This is a genomic window from Capnocytophaga canis (assembly GCF_043187445.1).
Lineage (GTDB): Bacteria > Bacteroidota > Bacteroidia > Flavobacteriales > Flavobacteriaceae > Capnocytophaga > Capnocytophaga canis.
In genome coordinates, this window is the sequence record NZ_CP171121.1 from 1,645,952 (window position 1) to 1,665,241 (window position 19,290).

Annotated in this window: 20 protein-coding genes; 8 read left to right on the top strand and 12 right to left on the bottom strand. The window is 36.0% G+C overall.

From position 1 onward, the window contains the following. Positions 1-31 precede the first annotated feature (31 nt). The 3 genes from ACF3OB_RS06960 to ACF3OB_RS06970 form a co-directional block, all read right to left on the bottom strand. The gene (locus ACF3OB_RS06960) at positions 32-910 is read right to left on the bottom strand and encodes a M23 family metallopeptidase (protein WP_042006867.1); all 879 of its coding nucleotides are present in this window, start codon (positions 908-910) and stop codon (positions 32-34) included. Positions 911-997: 87 nt separating this feature from the next. After that, on the bottom strand, positions 998-1,237 hold the full coding sequence (locus tag ACF3OB_RS06965; RefSeq protein WP_172918031.1) for a NifU family protein: 240 nt from the start codon (positions 1,235-1,237) through the stop codon (positions 998-1,000). A 116-nt stretch (positions 1,238-1,353) separates the two neighbouring features. Then, complete coding sequence (locus ACF3OB_RS06970; RefSeq protein WP_188111525.1) at positions 1,354-2,475, bottom strand: Mrp/NBP35 family ATP-binding protein; 1,122 nt, start codon at positions 2,473-2,475, stop codon at positions 1,354-1,356. A gap of 336 nt (positions 2,476-2,811) precedes the next feature. Between ACF3OB_RS06970 and ACF3OB_RS06975 the strand changes: the two genes are divergently transcribed. Then, positions 2,812-3,717 (top strand): geranylgeranylglycerol-phosphate geranylgeranyltransferase, encoded by a 906-nt coding sequence (locus tag ACF3OB_RS06975; protein ID WP_172914260.1) that lies wholly within the window; start codon positions 2,812-2,814, stop codon positions 3,715-3,717. Positions 3,718-3,723: 6 nt separating this feature from the next. Here ACF3OB_RS06975 and ACF3OB_RS06980 read toward each other — a convergent pair whose 3' ends face one another. The 3 genes from ACF3OB_RS06980 to ACF3OB_RS06990 all read right to left on the bottom strand — a co-directional run bounded on the left by ACF3OB_RS06980 (position 3,724) and on the right by ACF3OB_RS06990 (position 7,141). After that, positions 3,724-4,242: a GNAT family N-acetyltransferase gene (locus ACF3OB_RS06980; protein WP_042006865.1), complete on the bottom strand. Its 519-nt coding sequence runs from the start codon at positions 4,240-4,242 to the stop codon at positions 3,724-3,726. Positions 4,243-4,253: 11 nt separating this feature from the next. After that, positions 4,254-5,222 carry a peptide-methionine (R)-S-oxide reductase MsrB gene (gene msrB / locus ACF3OB_RS06985; protein ID WP_052458053.1) on the bottom strand — a complete coding sequence of 323 codons (969 nt, stop codon included), beginning with the start codon at positions 5,220-5,222 and terminating at the stop codon, positions 4,254-4,256. Positions 5,223-5,371: 149 nt separating this feature from the next. Next, complete coding sequence (locus tag ACF3OB_RS06990) at positions 5,372-7,141, bottom strand: MutS-related protein (protein WP_392447237.1); 1,770 nt, start codon at positions 7,139-7,141, stop codon at positions 5,372-5,374. Positions 7,142-7,452: 311 nt separating this feature from the next. Between ACF3OB_RS06990 and ACF3OB_RS06995 the strand changes: the two genes are divergently transcribed. Both ACF3OB_RS06995 and recF read left to right on the top strand, forming a co-directional pair. Further along, positions 7,453-8,394 (top strand): NAD-dependent epimerase/dehydratase family protein, encoded by a 942-nt coding sequence (locus ACF3OB_RS06995; protein ID WP_042347646.1) that lies wholly within the window; start codon positions 7,453-7,455, stop codon positions 8,392-8,394. 197 nt (positions 8,395-8,591) lie between these two features. Further along, a complete protein-coding gene (gene recF, locus ACF3OB_RS07000; RefSeq protein ID WP_042006887.1) occupies positions 8,592-9,671 on the top strand; it encodes a DNA replication/repair protein RecF in 1,080 nt (359 codons plus the stop codon). A 178-nt stretch (positions 9,672-9,849) separates the two neighbouring features. On the opposite strand, the gene ACF3OB_RS07005 is transcribed toward recF, so the two are convergent. From ACF3OB_RS07005 to ACF3OB_RS07030, 6 genes are all read right to left on the bottom strand, one after another. Continuing rightward, positions 9,850-10,173: an HIRAN domain-containing protein gene (locus tag ACF3OB_RS07005; RefSeq protein ID WP_042006857.1), complete on the bottom strand. Its 324-nt coding sequence runs from the start codon at positions 10,171-10,173 to the stop codon at positions 9,850-9,852. Between the two features lie 97 nt (positions 10,174-10,270). Next, positions 10,271-11,284, bottom strand: a complete 1,014-nt coding sequence (locus ACF3OB_RS07010) for a helix-turn-helix transcriptional regulator (RefSeq protein WP_392447239.1) — start codon at positions 11,282-11,284, stop codon at positions 10,271-10,273. A 4-nt stretch (positions 11,285-11,288) separates the two neighbouring features. After that, positions 11,289-11,522 carry a hypothetical protein gene (locus tag ACF3OB_RS07015; RefSeq protein ID WP_095893622.1) on the bottom strand — a complete coding sequence of 78 codons (234 nt, stop codon included), beginning with the start codon at positions 11,520-11,522 and terminating at the stop codon, positions 11,289-11,291. 156 nt (positions 11,523-11,678) lie between these two features. Further along, entirely contained in the window at positions 11,679-11,951 is a 273-nt protein-coding gene (locus ACF3OB_RS07020) for a twin-arginine translocase TatA/TatE family subunit (RefSeq protein WP_042006851.1), read from the bottom strand. A 105-nt stretch (positions 11,952-12,056) separates the two neighbouring features. Beyond that, positions 12,057-13,004, bottom strand: coding sequence for a nitronate monooxygenase family protein (locus ACF3OB_RS07025; protein ID WP_172914253.1), 948 nt, complete (start codon positions 13,002-13,004; stop codon positions 12,057-12,059). 109 nt (positions 13,005-13,113) lie between these two features. Then, complete coding sequence (locus tag ACF3OB_RS07030; RefSeq protein ID WP_042347654.1) at positions 13,114-14,079, bottom strand: phosphoribosylaminoimidazolesuccinocarboxamide synthase; 966 nt, start codon at positions 14,077-14,079, stop codon at positions 13,114-13,116. 428 nt (positions 14,080-14,507) lie between these two features. Between ACF3OB_RS07030 and ACF3OB_RS07035 the strand changes: the two genes are divergently transcribed. From ACF3OB_RS07035 to ACF3OB_RS07055, 5 genes are all read left to right on the top strand, one after another. Next, complete coding sequence (locus ACF3OB_RS07035; RefSeq protein ID WP_232751845.1) at positions 14,508-15,989, top strand: right-handed parallel beta-helix repeat-containing protein; 1,482 nt, start codon at positions 14,508-14,510, stop codon at positions 15,987-15,989. Between the two features lie 109 nt (positions 15,990-16,098). Beyond that, a complete protein-coding gene (locus tag ACF3OB_RS07040; protein WP_095893620.1) occupies positions 16,099-17,001 on the top strand; it encodes a hypothetical protein in 903 nt (300 codons plus the stop codon). An 18-nt stretch (positions 17,002-17,019) separates the two neighbouring features. Further along, entirely contained in the window at positions 17,020-17,700 is a 681-nt protein-coding gene (locus ACF3OB_RS07045) for a hypothetical protein (RefSeq protein ID WP_095912031.1), read from the top strand. Between the two features lie 29 nt (positions 17,701-17,729). Next, complete coding sequence (locus tag ACF3OB_RS07050; RefSeq protein WP_042006835.1) at positions 17,730-18,305, top strand: hypothetical protein; 576 nt, start codon at positions 17,730-17,732, stop codon at positions 18,303-18,305. 57 nt (positions 18,306-18,362) lie between these two features. Next, the gene (locus tag ACF3OB_RS07055; RefSeq protein ID WP_095893618.1) at positions 18,363-19,229 is read left to right on the top strand and encodes a right-handed parallel beta-helix repeat-containing protein; all 867 of its coding nucleotides are present in this window, start codon (positions 18,363-18,365) and stop codon (positions 19,227-19,229) included. The last annotated feature ends 61 nt before the right edge of the window (positions 19,230-19,290 follow it).

Sequence of the window (19,290 nt, forward strand, 5' to 3'; positions counted from 1 at the left end):
GTTTAAAATGACTCAAACTGTTGATATTGTTCTATTTGAACTCGATATAGTTTCTCGGGTTTGCTGGGTAACCATTGCTCCAAAGTTCAAAATGCAGATGCGTACCTGTCGAAAATTCACCAGTGTTGCCAATGGTTGCAATCACTTCACCTGTTCGCACTTGGTCGCCTTGTTGCTTCACTAAGGTAGCGTTATGTTTATAAACCGAAACCAAATTCTGTTTATGCTCAATGATGATGACATTACCCGTAGCAACAGTCCATTCAGCAAAGATAACTGTCCCGTCAGCGACTGATTTGACTGCTGTACCCTCAGGGGCTGCGATATCAATACCAAAATGACGCTCTTGTGGTTTAAATTCGTTCGATATCACTCCTTTAGAAATTGGAGGAAAAAGTAGAATTTCTTTGTTTTGATATAAGGCCTTTTCGAAAACATTGTAACGATCTTCTTCAGCCACTTCTTGTCGCAATAACGAATCTTGTCGGCTTGGGCTCAAATCAATCGTTTTAGGGTCAATTTTATTGGATTCATAAATAGAATCTTTATTGATTTGGGTATATAGAATATCGCCTGTAAGTACTTTTTTTATAGAGTTTAGGTACAAATCGTTCTTTCGCATTTGGTTTTCCAACGAATCAATTTTAAACGCTAAATTAATGGTTTCTTGTTTGTTATTAACTTCTGAAAAACCTAAAATATATTGACGTAAGGGAGTATAGATGATAAATAGAGTCGTTGCAATGATTAAAAACAGTGAGAAAAGCGTCCCTACCACAAAGATATTCATACGACTTAGCCGTAGCGAAGCCTTTTCTTCATAGGTTTCCTCATCCATAAATACCAACCGGTATTTACTTAGCAACTTACGTCTGATGTATTCTTTTTTATTTTTCTTTTGGGAGCTCATCGTTCTACGTTTTATTCATTGGCATAAACAACCATATCGGACAGTATTCTGCTGCCCGAAATCCTTTACTATCTGATGTTCTTTTGTTTAAATAATATTTACAACGCTCTCTATTTGAGGAACATATTTCTTTACGGTCATCTCAACACCGCTTTTTAGCGTCATTTGATTTACGCTACACCCCAAACAGTTACCTTCCAGTCTTACTTTAACGATTCTGTCATCTTCAATGTCTACTAAAGTGATGTCACCACCATCGCTTTGCAAAAACGGACGAATTTCGTCCAATGCCCTTAAAACGTTTTCTCTTACTTGTTCTGTTGTCATTTTTTTTGATATTTCTGAGTGAATCATATTGCCTCACTGTTATGTTTTTATTTTCAATTTTATATAGTTTGCCAGAATTTAAGATCAAACTATAAACTCCCGCTTTTTGTCCCTAATTATTTACTGCATCCTGCCATAGTCGTGATTTTAATGGCTTCGGAAGGAGGTAAACTTCTATTGCGTTCTACAACACTTTGCACTACATTTTGTGATAATTGCTTGAATGACAATGCTAAAGGAGTATTTTCTTGTAATGCTGCTGGTCGTCCTACATCGCCTGCCTCACGGATGCTTTGCACCAAAGGTATTTCACCTAAGAATGGAACATTTAAATCTTCGGCCAGGTTTTTAGCTCCTTCTCTTCCGAAGATGTAATATTTGTTATTAGGTAATTCTTCAGGAGTGAAATACGCCATATTTTCTACAATTCCTAATACAGGAACGTTTATTGTGTCTTGTTGGAACATTGCTACACCTTTACGAGCGTCGGCAAGAGCAATTTTTTGTGGAGTACTTACTACTACCGCTCCGGTTACTGGCATAGCCTGCATGATGCTCAAATGAATATCACCCGTTCCAGGAGGTAAATCTAATAGTAAGAAGTCTAATTCGCCCCAATCTGCATCAAAAATCATCTGATTGAGAGCTTTGGCCGCCATTGGACCTCGCCAAATCACAGCTTGATTTGGATTGGTAAAAAAACCAATAGAAAGCATCTTAACTCCGTAATTTTCAATAGGTTTCATTTTTGATTGTCCTTCTACGGTTACTGATTTTGGCTTTTCATCGACCACATCGAACATAATCGGCATTGAAGGTCCATAGATATCAGCGTCCAACAGTCCTACGCTAAATCCCATTTTTGCTAAAGAAACCGCTAAATTGGCTGTTATAGTTGATTTTCCAACACCGCCTTTGCCTGATGCCACGGCAATAATATTTTTTATTCCAGGAATAGGTTTTCCTTTAATTTCTGGTTTCTCAGGAGCAATGACTTTTACATTTACGAACACTTTAGCTTTTTCGTACACCTCACTGTGAATAGCTTTCATGATTTCGACTTCCGTGCGTTTTTTTGCTTGTAAACTCGGATTGTTTATCACCACGTCTACTACAACCTCGTCACCGAAAATTACAATATTTTGAACCGCACCACTATCGACCATATTTTTACCTTCACCTGGGGTGGTAATTTTCGTCAGTGCTGATATTACATCTTTTTTTTCTATTTTTATCATATCTCTATGCTATATTTACGATTGTGTTTTAATAATTTGAAATACTTTTTTGAGCTTGTATCTTATGTATTGAAAGATACTTGAATATTTTTTTTGAAAAACATTCATTCAATCTGCAAATATACAATTTTTAGGATTTAAATACTAATTTTATTTTTGCTACATTCAACCCCCAAACGCAATTTTTATGCCATGAATTTATGCAATAAAAGTCTTCACCTATGTACTGATATACTGTTGACTGTCAAGAGAATTAAATCTAAAGGACTATAAATTGAATTAAATTTACAGATATATCCAAAAAAATAATACCTTTGTAAATCAGAAAAGAAACTGATGTCACGCCAAAAATTCAGACATACCATTTTAAAGATGCTCGGATTATTCTCTTCCGTAAGGGGCTACAACATCTTGATGGTTTGTATAGCTCAGTACTTGGCAGCGATTTTTATTTTGTCGCAACGTGATTCTGTTCGTGAGGTGGTATTTGATATAAATCTGCTTATACTCGTTGCTGCGGGAGCGTTGGCTATTGCTGGTGGATACATTATTAATGGATTCTATGATAAAGAGAAAGACTTGATTAACAGCCCTTTAAAATCGATGGTTGATCGGTTAGTTGGACAAAACACAAAATTGACGCTTTATTTTCTGTTGAATTTTATTTCTGTAATCGTCGCGAGTTACGTGTCATTTCGAGCAGTAATGTTTTTTTCGGGCTATATTTTTTTGATGTGGTTTTATTCTCATCGGATTAAGAAAATCGTATTTTGGGGAAACCTCACTTCAGCAATATTAGCTATTATTCCTTTTTTCGCTGTTTTTGTATACTATAAAAACGTACATACAGTTATTTTTATTCACGCTCTGTTACTTTTTCTTCTGATACTTATCAAAGAACTTATTAAGGATTTAGAGAATTTGAAAGGCGATTTGGTGCATAATTACCAAACGATCCCTGTCAAATATGGTGAAAATAAGAGTAAAATTGTAATTTCATTGGTAGTTTGCGTGTGTTTTTCACCCATTTACGTACTACTACACCACTTTGATATTGGATGCATGTACATTTATATTATTTTTGTGGCCATCTCTTTGCTTTTTTTCATTATAGCACTATGGAAAAGTAATAAAAATCGTACTTATGTATTGCTTCACAATTTACTCCGTGTGATTTTAACAATTGGTATTTTTAGTATTATGCTTGTGGATATGGATAAATTGACACGTATTCTGTTTTAATGTACTTCAGCGTAGCACCTTTTCAAATGCTTTTCGGGCAGAACCTCGGAAATAGACTTCTCCACAATACACATACCCCAACGTTTGAATAGTACGAAGCATCGGAATATTGTCGAAATTAGTGTCAATACGAAGGCTAAACGTGTTATTATCAACACTTAATTCAGCTGCTTTTTGTAACATCCTTTTGCTCAAACCTTTACCTTTTCCTTTAGCGCTCACTGCCATGCGATGTACCACAGCATATGGCTGTTCACTGACCCATTTGCCATCAATAGATTCATATGCAGGTTCAGCACCCAATATAAAAGCAAAATACCCTACTATTTCTGACTGAAATTCAACTACGTATCCATATTTATTTTGAATATCAGCAAATATGGTAGCTTCGTTTGGGTAACCGTCTTGCCATTGAGAGCTACCTTCTTGTTTCCGAATTTCTTTAGCAAAAAGAATAATTTCCCATATGGCTGAAAAATCATCAGTCGTAGCTATACGGAAATGATAATCCGAGAAAGTATTCATAACATAAAGGATTACTCCATAAATAGAAATAAATAAATACCATAACCTTCTTTTTCCATATCCTCTTTTGGAATAAAACGTAAGGACGCACTGTTAATGGAGTAACGCAATCCTCCTTTATGCAGAGGACCATCATTAAAAAGGTGTCCTAAATGGCTATTACCTGTTTTACTCCGCACCTCAACACGGGTTTTTCCTCCTGATTTATGAGGTTTTTCTATGATGAGGCTATCGTCAATGGGACGCGTAAAACTCGGCCAACCAGAACCTGAATCATATTTGTCTGAAGATAGAAATAAGGGTTCTCCTGTGGTAATATCCACATAAATTCCCTTACGATTTTCATTCCAATAAAGGTTATCAAAGGGTTGCTCGGTAGCTTTCTTTTGGGTTACCGCATACTGCAAAGGTGTTAATTTTTTCTTTAAAAAGGATTGGCTTTCTCTTTTATATCTGGGTTTTTTCGGATTCGCCTTGCTGGCGTAAGCAAATAAATGAGGCTCAATATGACAATAGCCATTAGGATTTCTTATCAGATAGTCTCGATGCCAGTCTTCAGCAGGATAAAATACTTCAAGAGGTTTTCTTTCTACAACGATTGGACGAAAATACATTCGTTCGATTTTATTGAAAAAAGCGTCTGTAACAGCCTTATCTTTAGCGTTAGTGTAGTAGACTCCTGTACGATAACGAGTGCCTACGTCGTTACCTTGTTTGTTGAGACTGGTTGGATCAATCGTTTCAAAAAACAATTTAATTAGCAATTCCAGACGAACTTCTTTTGGATCATAGATAACCTTTACAGCTTCAGCATACCCTGTAGTGTCTGTGTTAACCTCTTCATAAATAGGCTTATTTGTATGCCCATTCACATAGCCCGGTTCGGTGGTGATGACTCCCCGAACTTGCTTAAAGAAGTGATCTGTTCCCCAAAAGCATCCTCCTGCAAAATAAATTTCTTTCATTGTTTCTGATTTCATAAAGACCCTTTTTTACTTATTTTCGTTCAAAGAGTTGATTAACCATCAGTTTTTGAACTTTTTACCAAGAATCGCACAAATATAAAAAAACATATTATCTCCGCAAAAAAAACTTTTGCTAAGCCAATGTATCTCTATCCTACTTATTTTTAAATAATTCCCATTTTTTTCATCAAAAAGGTAGCATTTTTGTTTTGGCAAACACCTTCTTTGAGTTTGTAATCAAAATGTAATTCATTGTTAATTATTTCTACTTCAAAGCATTGATTTTTAAGATGATGTGGGTACTCTGATTCTAATTTACACACTTCCAAATCATGTGTAGCGATGATGCCTATAGCATTCAATTCAACCATTTTCTCAATAATTTTCACTGTACCTGATTGTTTATCCTCGGAATTTGTTCCACGCAAAAGTTCGTCTAAAAGTACAAAACATGGTTCTTGTTGAAGAGTTTCCATAATCTGCTTCAATCGATCTATTTCTGCAAAAAAGTAAGATTTCCCATCGTTAAGCGAATCTGACAAACGCATGGAGATGAGTATTTTCATCGGATGTACATTTGCTTTTTTAGCACAAACGGGTAGCCCCATAGAGGTTAAAAGTACATTCACTCCCAGCGTTCGCAGAAAGGTACTCTTTCCGGACATGTTTGAGCCTGTTAGTATCACAAATCGGTTTTCTTTGAATGAAATAGAATTAGTTACGCGTTGATCTTCAGCAATTAAAGGATGTCCTATGTCCACAAAACTTACTTCAAAATGGGCGTTCAGTTCAGGGAAAACAAACTCGGGATGGTTGTATTTAAAGTTTGCTAAACTGCACAAAGCCTCCATTTCGCTAATCACATCCAACCAAGTAGAAACGTGTTCTGCGTTAATTTTCTTCCACAAAATCAGCTTGTTATATTGATGTAGATGATAAAGAGTAAATCCATTTAGTACCCAAGAAAAGATATTCAGCACATTATCCATATTATCTAGCAAACGAGCTAACGAACGAGTCAACTCACTTGCCCTTTGGTTGTTTTGGATTAACTGTTGTTGTAACTCACAAATTTGTTTTGATTTAAAACTTTCTTTTTCAATAAGTTCTATATTCTTCCTTACGGAATACAAGGTGTCGTAGATCCCTTCAAATCCCTGCTTATTTTTAAGTATATGCCGTAACTCCCATCCAAAAACCATCAAATTGATAACAAATAAGGTATTTGCCCACATCTTCATATCGGCATAATCGAAAATATACCCTAAAATGATAAAACTTAATAATAATAAAGGAGATAGATAGATAAAAACTCGCAAAGGGAATGAAAAAAGAACTTCTTTTCGTTTTTTCCAAGTGCTAATTTTCTCAGCTGTATGTTGATTATCGGGTGCTTGAGAAGCAACAGCCATAAAATCTTGTCTCCATTCCAATTTTTCGGATAATTCTGCAATGGTGGCTTGTTTTTCAGGAATGTACTTATTATCGGTACGCAAGAAATGTGCTGCCAGTTGTTTTTTTCCCGAAAAAGTTACCGCTCTGTTGATATAATGAAACAATGATTTCTCACCAAAAATGTCTAAATCATATGCATATGGATGTTCTTTATCCTGAAAATCAAAGCCATTATCGTAAAAATAGACTCCTTTTTCGAGAAAATCGATTTCCTTTTGATTGATGTCTATTTTTGATTTCTCTATTTTGCGGAGATACGATATTTTTTTATGTTTTACGACTAAAAATAGAAAAAATATCACGAAAAAAAATATTCCAACAAGGTATAAAAGCGAAAAATTTGTAAAAGATAAATATCCTAACAACAGAATACTAATTGCTACACATAGCCGTACAGCTCCAATAATATTATAGATTTTTGTATACTTTTGATGTAGATCTTTAGCCTTTTCTAATTGTTTTTTGTATGCAGGAATCATTTCTTTTGATTATAACTTGTGTGAATTTCTATAATAAACTGAAGCCAAACATTTGGACTCCACAAATCTTAGGCAAAGATACAAGAAAATAAGAATTATTTCTTATTTTCAATATCATAAATGGGTATCAATACGGGTCATAATTCCCTAAAAAGAAGCAAAAGAGTAATTCTTGGTAAGTACGTATAAGTTTAAATTTTACTTTATAAAAAGTGAATTTTAGGATTCGATTTACCATCTAAAAAATCCTCTGAAAACATTTCTTGATTCCAGAAATAATTCGTACTTTTGTTCGACAAAATTTTTAAAAAATGGCAAAAACAAGAATATTACTAACGGGTGCCGGCGGACAATTGGGTAGTGAACTGACGGAAGCTTTGGCAGAAAAATTCGGAGCTGAGAACATTGTAGCTACCGATATTAATGAAAAAGTTGCTGAAAGATTCTCGTACTGCACTTTTGAAGTATTAGACATCCAAGATGCACAACGGTTAGAACAATTAGTAGATACCTACAAAATCACACAAGTGTATCATTTAGCTGCGCTTCTTTCGGCAGTAGGAGAACGAAATCCCTTATTCACATGGAATTTGAATATGAATGGGTTGTTGAACGTTCTAGAAGTTGCTCGAAAGAAGAATTTAGACAAAGTATATTGGCCTTCATCAATCGCCGCTTTTGGAGTGAATACCCCTAAAGAAAACACTCCACAAGAAACAGTTACGGAACCTAACACAGTTTATGGAATCACCAAAGTAGCAGGTGAGTTGTGGTGTCAGTACTACTTTGAAAAGTTCGGTGTGGACGTTCGAAGTCTTCGCTACCCAGGACTTATCGGCTATAAATCACTTCCTGGAGGAGGAACTACTGATTATGCCGTGGATATCTACCACAAAGCCATTGCAGGTGAAACTTTTTCGTGCTTCTTAAACGAAAACACCTATCTACCAATGATGTATATGCCTGATGCCATCAAAGCAACCATAAACTTGATGGAAGCTCCAAAAGAACAAGTGAAAGTACGAACTTCGTACAACGTATCATCATTATCCTTCTCTCCTAAAGAAATTTATGACAGTATCGTAAAAATAATCCCTGATTTTAAGATTAAGTATGAGCCTGATTTCCGTCAGAATATTGCCGACAGTTGGCCAGATAGTATTGACGACTCAGCAGCTCGAAATGATTGGGGATGGAATCATGATTTTGATTTGGACAAAATGTCGGAAGATATTATCAAAAATTTGAAATAGTTGTAGGATAAAACAGCAACGTAAAGGACTGTCCGCAGAGGTTTTAGTGATTCTCTTGCCAAGTTTGAATGACAAAAATCGACTCCTCGGACAGTCTTTTTTGTGCTTCTAAAAAAAGAGTATCTTTGCAAAAAATCCATAAACAGTAGTAGCATCTCAGCGGAATAATTCCTAAGAATAGTCTGATGAACACAAATATGTATCTAAAAAAAATAGCAGTTGTAAATTACAGAAATATCTCCACAAAAAATCTTCTGTTTGAATCGGGAATCAATTGTTTTGTAGGGAATAATGGTGTAGGCAAAACCAATCTGTTGGACGCTATCTACCATTTGGGAGTCGGAAAGAGTTACTTCAATCCATCGGCATCGCAAAATATTCGTCATGGCGAAGAGTTTTATATGATTGAAGGACTTTTTGAACGAGAAAATCGGGAGGAACAGATTGTATGTAGCATTAAAAAAGGGCAAAAGAAAATTATCAAGTGCAATGGGAAAAATTACGATCGGATTACGGAACATATAGGGAAATACCCCATGGTGATCATATCTCCTGCTGACACAGACCTCATCGTAGATGGAAGCGAGGTGCGACGAAGATTTTTAGACAATGTTATTTCCCAATCCGATACCGCTTATCTGGATACGCTCATTCGTTATAACCGAGTGTTACTGCAACGAAATACGATACTTAAACAATTTGCAGTAAATCAGTATGTTGATTTACTGACTCTTGGGATTTATGACAAGCAATTGGCTGAACTGGGACAGCATATCTACCAAAAAAGAACCCAGTTTATGGAAGCCTTTTTACCTGTTTTTCAGTATCAATATGAATATCTATCCGAAGGCAAAGAGCAAGTAAGCCTAAGTTATGAAAGTGCTTTGCATACAACCTCTTTATCCGAGTTATTGAAACAGAATTTGGAGAAAGATCGCATATTGCAATACACTTCGCAAGGCATTCATAAAGATGACTTGCTCTTTGAAATTGATGGATTTTCGATGAAAAAATACGGAAGCCAAGGACAACAAAAATCCTTTCTGATTGCATTAAAACTATCTCAATTTGAAGTTATTAAACAACAGTTGAGAGTAACCCCAATATTCTTGTTGGACGATATTTTTGATAAATTAGACGACAAACGTGTGGAAAAATTAATATCATTGGTAACACAACAACATTTTGGACAGTTATTCATCACCGACACTCATTATGACCGTACAGAATCGGTGGTAAAAAAAAGAGGAGTGCCGTATCAAATTTTTAAAATATAGTTATAAAAAAGGAGAAGCCATCCGAAAAGTTTTATTTTTAAGCTAACGCGCTTCTTGTTGTTCTGAGATTTATCATATGGTGCTTATTAACACACGTTATGGATTTAAAACAAAACTTTTCGGACAGCCTCCCCACAAGAGAGATGATAAAAATGTTTGAATTGTTCCTGAATGATATTTACTTTTTGGGGTTAATACGAACTGTTACTTGTATCTGATTTTCAGGATTATAATTCATGTCAATCCGGCTTATTTTCGCAGAAAACAAATCGGTGTGTCCCAATTGCAAAAACTTAGTAATATCCTTATTATCAGTACGAGGAATGTACCCCAACATTGTATTTCCATAAAGAATTTTCACCGCATTAGCATCATACCCATTAGTAGGTTCTGCCTCAAGCTGAAGTACTGTACCTACTTTTAATTCATCAATCACATCAACTCCATCCCAATAGGTGAACCCCGCGATGTTAAATGTAGTATAAAATTTACTGACTGCCATAACTTATATTTTTTGGTTTCTGATGCAAAAGTATAACGAATGTATGCAGTACATCTGCATATATTCATTTTGTAAAGAGTAAGTAGCTGTAAAAAAGTTATGAATTTCGGTCAATAGCTTCTTTTATTCGAGATAACATTTTTTCTTTCAGATGATTAGGAGCTATTATTTTAATTTTATCAATATATCCCAACAATAAATTTTCTAATTCATAATTGATGATAAGTTGTAATTCTATTCGAGTTGTTCTCTCATTCTTCTGTTTAATCTTTTGTGAACCGTGCAATGGTTTGGTTATAACATAGGGCATCAGTACGTTGTCAACTTCCAAGATGATAGTTTCCACCTCTTTGTCCAACACAGATACTCCGATAATATCCTCAAAGTGTTCATCAAAATCTATAAATGTATTTTCTACATAAGGCACAGAAACCATTGATATGTGTTCAATTCGGTCAATGGCAAAATTAGTAATCATTCCCTTATCTTTCAGGTGATTACAAAGTCCAAATAAAAACCATCGGTTATTATATTGTTTTAAAAAATAGGGATGGAAAACATATCTTTTTGTTTCATCATTGAATTTTCGATAGTGAAGTTCTACGGTTTGTTTATTAATGATAGCATTAAAAACGTGAGAAAACCAATGAAGTCCTTTGAGGTAAGGGTTATGCTCAAATCCAACTACGCTAACCACGCTTCCTTTTAGCTTAAAGGAATCTTCAAAGCGAGTGAGTATTTCCTCCATCCACCCGAATTGAGACATTCCTTTGAAGCGGTTTAACATGCAAATAGTCTCTTTCAACTGACGAATTTCAGTTTCATTAAGTAATTGATTGTTAATGGAGTATTGAGTATCCTCATAACGATAAAAAATGCGTCTTCCTTCTCTAATTCTCTCTAAAGCAATACTCCAACCTGCTTCGCTTTCCATAAAAGAAATATCATCCTGTACTTGACGCTTTTTAACTCCTTCAGCTATTCCCGAATATTCATAAATAGCCTGATTACAAGCTTCTACTAAGTCTTCAATAAAATATTTTCTGCCAGTGTTTCGGAAGCAACGATCTAAGGCCTGATACCGGATTTGAGCATGTTTGTTGGTTGCCATTTTCTTACAACTGCTTAATCCCTTTGATAAAAATCCATTTCATAAAAAGTTTTTCGCCGGAATCCGCTTGGATGGCTGCAAATCGAGGCGAGAGGAAAAGCGTTACTACCCCCGAAATGATGGATGCAGTTAATCGTTCTAACTCGGGAAAGAAATAATTAATTCCCAATCGGATAGTGATAAAAATCAACCCAAAACAAAGAAAATTGAATAAAAATGCTTTACTTTTTGCTGTCATTTTTTTTATTTATATGTTTATAGCTGTACCAACCGAGAGGTTTAACAGATATTCTTCATCAGGAATATCCCTCGGATAGTTTTATGCAGTTTTTTTTTCAGGCAAACAGCCTATTTTTTCTACAAGAAAATAAATTTCTGTACGGAGAGAAAGGAACTACCGTTGTCGTTTTACAGAACCCGTAAGGCTACTGGTAGCTTCTTGGATTTCTTCTTTTACTTTGTCAATTTCGTTCTTAGTGTCTTCAAAAACAGAGGTATCGATATTATTCTGCTCGGCACTTCTTTTTATTTCAGACTTAATCTCGTTGGTAGCGTCACGCAATTGTCGCATACCTTTCCCTAATCCACGAGCAATCTCAGGGATTTTGTCTGCTCCAAAAACGATCAGCACAATGAACAAAATAAAAAATATTTCAGAAAAACTCATTTGTTTAGTTATTAATTATTAGCCATTTAAAAATTAAATGATTGTATTCGAAAAAACTTCGATTTTATTTATTTCCTTAGGGCAAAAAATCCGAGTGGAATCCTATCAAATAATTTGCGAAAGAGATTTCAATGCCTTGTTATACTCATCAATAATTTCTTCAAAAATAGCTTTTACGGGTTTAATTTCGTGAATCAATGAAGCTACTTGTCCAATTTCTAATTCTCCTTCGTCCAAATCACCTTCGAACATGCCTCTTTTAGTACGTCCTTTTCCTAATAAAACTTTTAAATTTTCTGGAGTGGCTTCTTGCCTGTCGTATAAAGCTTTCACTTGCTCGTAAAACTTATTTTTTAACAATCTTACAGGAGCCAACTCTTTCATTGTCAAGATAGTACTTCCTTCATCGGCTGTCAATACCATTTTTTTGAAATTCATATGAGATGAAGCTTCATCAGTGGCGATGAATCGGCTTCCTATCTGAACTCCCTCCGCTCCTAATGCCATAGCGGCCAACATACCTCGACCCGTGGCGATACCCCCAGCTGCAATAATCGGAATATGAATATGTTGCTTGACCGAAGGAATCAGTATCATCGTTGTAGTTTCTTCGCGTCCGTTGTGTCCACCTGCCTCAAAGCCTTCGGCAACAATAGCATCGACCCCTGCCTCTTGTGCTTTGATAGCAAATTTAGAACTACTGACTACATGAGCTACTTTAACACCCTCTTTTTTAAGTATTTGTGTCCATAAGGTTGGGTTTCCTGCTGAGGTAAATACGATTTCTACTTTTTCCTCCAAAATGATTTCCATCAATTTGTCTATATCGGGATACATGATTGGAATATTCACTCCGAAAGGTTTATTAGTGGCTTTTCTACACTTTTGGATATGTTCACGCAATACTTCTGGGTACATTGACCCTGCTCCGAGTAAGCCTAATCCTCCAGCGTTGCTCACTGCTGACACCAGTCGCCATCCGCTTGCCCAGACCATTCCTCCTTGAATAATAGGGTGTTGAATGCCAAAAAGTTCCGTTATTCGATTGGTCATTTGTATAAGTTATTTTTTTTCGTGTTATCCCTCTAAGAACATACCTTGCCTATCGTTTTTCAAAAGTACCAATGATTAGAAATTTAACGTTTGCGATGAAAAAAATTCTTTATTTACTCAAAGGATTTGTTGATAAATAGTTCATCACATTGTTAAAAATCCGTTCTTGGATGTTTGACACGTCTGCTTTTACAAACTTCTCACCGATAATATTTTCATACAGTTCAATATAACGCTCAGAAACCGAAAGCACGTACGCATCTGTCATTTCAGGGACTTGTTGTCCTTCTTTTCCTTGAAATCCGTTAGAAATCAACCATTGACGTACAAATTCTTTTGACAATTGCTTTTGTGGTTCTCCCTTTTCTTGTCGTTCATCATAGCCTTCTTTGTAGAAATAACGAGAGGAATCCGGAGTATGTATTTCATCAATAAGCACGATTTGCCCATCTTTAGTTTTTCCAAACTCATATTTTGTATCTACCAAAATAAGTCCGCGTTTTGCTGCAATTTCGCTTCCTCTAGCGAACAAAGCATAGGTATATTTCTCCAATAAAGCGTAATCTTCTTCACTTACAATACCTCTTCGGATGATTTCTTCTTTTGAAATATCCTCATCGTGCTCACCATTTTCAGCCTTGGTAGCTGGTGTTATGATAGGATGTGGAAAAATATCATTCTCTTTCATTCCCTCAGGAAGAGCTACTCCACAAAGAGTTCGTTTCCCAGCTTTATATTCGCGAGATGCATGTCCTGCTAAATAACCACGAATCACCATTTCTACCTTAAAAGGCTCACACAAATGTCCTATAGCAACGTTTGGATCGGGGGTAGCAATCAACCAATTAGGTACAATATCTTCGGTTTGCTGCATAAATTTGGTGGCTATTTGATTCAGAATCTGACCTTTATAAGGAATTCCTTTAGGCATTACCACATCAAAAGCCGAAAGTCGATCAGTGGCTATCATCACCAAAAGGTCGTTTTCAAGATGATAGACTTCCCTTACTTTTCCTCTGTAAACAGATTTTTGACCTGGAAAATTAAATTGAGTTGTTGTAATAGTGTGATTCATAAAAGTACATTTTTATAGTATAGAAACTGTTTTTAAAAGAAAAGACAAAGGTAATGAATTGATTTGAATTGATAAAAAATATGTTTTGGAATTTAAGTCGTATAAAAGTTGTTCAGGAATATTGCATAGTTGATTTTTAAGTGCTACCTTTGCATAGAAGATTTATGGAATCTTCTATTAAAAAAGAAAATATAAAGAGAATTTTACTAAAATAAAAAGAGTCATTGACTCCATAATAGCTAACCCTACTGTTACTGGGTTACTATTAAGGCTTTGATATCTCTAACAGTTTTTCTACAAGAACAACACATGCAACGGGTGTTGCTTATTAAAACTGTAAAACAAGATTACAAGAAATAGCAACAGTTTTGTCTTCAATTGCTGTTTTTTTGGACTTGAAAAAAAAAGAAAACTTTTAAATATAAATAATGATGAAAAATTGCATTTATTCTTTGACAATGGTGCTTCTACTGGGAATATTAGTACCTGCACAAGCACAGGTTTTGGATCGTCTGGCTAAAAAAGTTAACAGCAAGATAGACAATCAGGCGAGTAAAACAACTGACAGAAATAGAACTAGTACTACTCCTGGAAAAACCTATTACGTGAGTGCTACTAAGGGTAGCGTACGTGCCGATGGACTTAGTAAAGACAAACCGCTGAAAGACTTACAAAAAGCCATTGATTTGGCTGAGGAAGGCGATGTTATTTTAGTAGCCGAAGGTAATTACTTAGGCAATATGGACAGAGGTTACATCGAATGTGGAAAATTCGGTAACGGTGCCGATAACGGAAAATTCTTGAAGTTCTACGGCGGGTATTCCTCTGATTTTTCTGAGCGTAATCCAGTAAAATATATTACCAAAATTCAGCCCAATGCCTCCATACCCAAAGGAATCGGTTCGGCTTTGTTTCACATTACGGCACGTCGTGCTTATGGCGACAAACGTCCGGCAGGTGAGGTAGTGGTTGACGGATTTACTTTTGACGGAGGTGAGTACATTCTCTACTACAAACCCGATGTAAAAGACCCACGCACCGGAACGCCCAACACCGAAGTAGAAACCGGAATGCTCGTTCACCCTGACGCTTTGGCAGGAAATGCTATGGGCGTAAATAAACACGATTGGCGTGCGCTACATCTTACCGTTGAGGGCAATGTAAAGGTGCAAAACTGTGTGTTTGTCAATTGTCGGAATTTCGGATTGCAAGGCGGAATGGGAGCAGGGCATATTGAAGTGAGTAATAACGTTTTTGTTGCCAATCGTTATGCGGCTTGTGAAATATGGGGAACATTGGCAGCAGGTAGAGAGGGCGAAATTTCGTTTGATTTTCATCATAATACGGTACTTTTCAGTTGGCCTATTACCAAAGAGTTTGAAACGATGGGGCAAGGCTTCCGTTTTATGAATGGTATCCGTACTATCAATGTGTATAACAATATTTTTGCTTTCAATTCGCGTTGTGGCGTGGAACGTTGCCGATATGAAAATAAAAAAGAACTCGAAAAACTCAAACAGAGTAATCTTTATGATAATTATTTCTTAGGTAATATGTACGATCTTGAAATATGCGACAGCTCTCGACCGATCAATGTACCTGCATCACGTATTGAAGAGGCGGAAGAAATCGGGCCAAAATACGAAGGTAATAAAGAAATGCCTTTCAATGAGGCTTTTATTGCTGCCATTGATGCACCATACTTAAAAGGTTTTACAGGACTAAAAATATCAACTACAGAAAGTTATGATGCTAATTCTTCGGCAAATCAACTAAATCGCTTTTTAGGATTAAATCAGCAAGGAACGAGCACTACCCGCGTAACGATGTTTGCTAACAGATATCCGTGGCAAAAAGCCCGAAATTTATTTGGTGTAGTCAAAGGATACGGAGCGCAAGAAATTAAGTAGTAGGTATTAGCAGTTAGCAAATCGCAATTAGCATTTGTAACTTGGTTCTTGTTTCTTTATCCTTTTGAACTTTATTATTTATTCTTCACATTTTAAAATTTAAGAAAAAATGAAAACGATTAGCTATTTTTTGGTAGCAGTGCTCTTGCTAGGAGCTTGTAAAAATACCAAAAGTAATAACGAAACAGAAAGTGTATCAACAGATGAACAAACACTCATACAAACATTGAAAGAACAGCTCATCGCCTCGGACAATCCTTTGGAGCGTATTAAAATAAATGTGCAGATTGCCGATTTGCAATTTAAAAACGCAAGTGAGGAAGACAAACAAAAGTTGTATTATGATATGACTACGTTTAATTGGGTGGAGTTGGACAGAATCAATGAAAAAGAATCCGAATATTTGGAAAGCTATTACAGTTATCGGTTCGATGATGAAGGCGAAGCCCGAGAGCCTCACGATTCCATCAAACAAAAAGAGAAACCTTATTTAGATGCAGGTTTGGTGTTTAAAGAGCTTGGTGAGGGGTTGGTAGAGATTGATTTTCCCGAAGATTTTTACAGTAAATATGAGAAACAATTATCGGAGGATTATCAGGAATATTTGCGTTTGGAGCGAGATGCTACAAACATTGCTCCTGATGCGGTTTTGATACTTGCTTGGGAGGATATCGCCGATTTGATTGTGCGTTACGAGGCTTATGCTGAAAAATATCCTCAAAATATTGGTCTTTTCAAAATGTTAGCAGGAAACTATGAGTTTTTGCAACAAGCGTTTGTTACTGGTACCGACAATACCCTGATTGTTGACGAAAACGGACAGCTTCTGTCGGAACTCAAAACCGAATGGTTACGTTTTAGCAAGGCTTACCCCAAAAGTCCTACCACTAAACTCATACAAATTGCTTTGGCAGAAAAGCAATATGCAGAACCGCACATATATACGTTGATAGAAAAAATTAATAAAGCTCAATCGGCTTCCGATGACCCGTATATGAGCAATAAGCAGTAATTTTTAAACCTCTTAAAAATGAAACAAATAGTATTAAAAATCAGCATAATTCTTTTTTCGGTGTTGCTTATTGCTTGTAAAAATCAGAGTGCAAAATCGAAAGATACTTTATCGGCATCAGAGGAGCAAAAAGTATCGCTTCCTGAGTTGAAAGCCGGTGAGGAAAACGTATTTGAAAACAATCTTTTCCGATTGGTCGATGGCGGAACTGTAGAAACTTCGGACGGAATTTATAATACATTGAAAGTACAACCCAAAAATAGTGGTATCGCCACCTTTGAAATAGAAGGAACCGTTTTAACTTTTGAAGGTGTAGTTGGCAGTACTTTATTGGTGAGTGAAGGTACTGGAACCGTGGGATTACTTACACTTTTCGACCTTACTTCGGGAAAGGAAATCCTTCAAATAGAAAATTTTACAAGTGATGAGCTTTCGGTAGAAAATGACAACGCGTTTTATTACTACGCCTATGATCAAGATTTACCGACAGTGGCGTGGAGTGAAGCCAAAAAGGTTTGGGAGCCTGTAAATAAGGTGCCTAAAACACTTTTAGAAAGTCAAGAGCTTAAAGACGTTGCAGAAAATAACGAAAATCTTTTTGAAGGAATGCCAATGATGGCAAAACAAAAGATACGTGTTGATATTCAGCAGAAAAAAATAATTCCACTGAATGAATATAAATGGCTCTATATTGAATAACAATAATTTTTACTTCTAAATTGAAAAATATGAAACGATTATTGTCAATTTGGATTATGGTGCTGTTCGCTGTGCAACCTATATTCGGACAAGCTACGGCACAAAAGTTCAAGAAAACATATAAAAATCAGAATGAAAGCAATGTAGCTTGGTTTGCCACTTATGTAGATGACCCTGACACTAATGGTACAAATTTACGAGAAACACCCGGCGGAAAGGTAGGTAAAGTGATTCATCCGAGTTTGGAAGAATCAAGGGTTTTTACCGTATCCTTGTTGGAGTCGTGGGAAGGGTGGTTTCGCATTGGTCAAGAAATAGAAATTTTGGACGAAGATACCCTTGTGTTGGGCAAATCTCTGTGGATTCACGGTTCATTACTGAAAGCAAGTACCACCAATTACGATGGAGAAGTACTTTCATTTTACCAAAAACCCGACCGTAAAAGTAAGGTGGTTTTTACAGTCAATACCGAAGTTAGTGTGTCCTTTGTTGCAATTGAACAAGGTTGGGCGAAAGTAAAATACGTTTCACCAACCCAAAAGGTGTACGTTGGGTGGATTCCCATAGAACAATTATGTGGCAACTTTGTAACGAATTGCTCGTAATGTGAAAAAGATTACTTATTTAACTTGCGAAATTAACCATTTAAAAAATAGATAACGATGAAAACCTTATTTTATATTTTTATTTCCATTTTAATGATTTCATTTTCAGGGTGTGGACAAAAAAAGACTCAAAAACAAGATACCGAAGAGATGAGTGCTGATGAAAATGCAACTATTGAAATGAAAGTTGTTCGGGTGAGCAACGCCAAAGAGTTTGTTAATGCATTGGCGTCCCACACTGAAATTATCATCGCCGAAGGTAGCCATATCGACCTTACTCAATATATTGAAGCAGTTGTTGACGGCTCCGAGCAGCTGAATTATCGTGAACAAGAAAGTAGCTATTTCGAAATTGAAGAAATTGGTGATGGGCATCAGTTGGTAATTTATGATATGGAAAACTTAATCATCAGAGGAGAAGGGAAAACGCCTATTCCTGTACAAGTTGCGCCAATGTATAGCTTTGTGTTTTCTTTTAAGGGAGGAACTAATATTCACATTGAAAACCTTGATGCCGGACATACCGAAGGCGGATACTGCGATGGTGGTGTTTTTCAATTTGTGAATTGTAGTAATGTCACCATTCATAAAACGATTATGTACGGAAGCGGAACCGAAGGTATTCAAGCGATAGACTCGTACGATTTGAAATGCACCGAATCTGTTATTAAAGAATGCACTTACAGTATTATGACTTTGGATAATATTTTCAATGCTGTTTTTGAAGATTGTAAGTTTCATAATAACAAAGAATTCACCTTGGTAAATGTTCGAAATTCTAATAACGTACAGTTTAATCGTTGCCATTTCTATGATAATGAAGGTACTTTGTTCGATTTGGGCAACCAAATAACACTGAAAGATTGCCAAATTGACCATCCAAAATCAAAATTAGGTGATATGGGAAGCTGTATTGTAGAGTGATAAGATATATTGCTTAGTAGCAACATTCCATAAAGAGGCAAATGAACTATAATTAACAAAA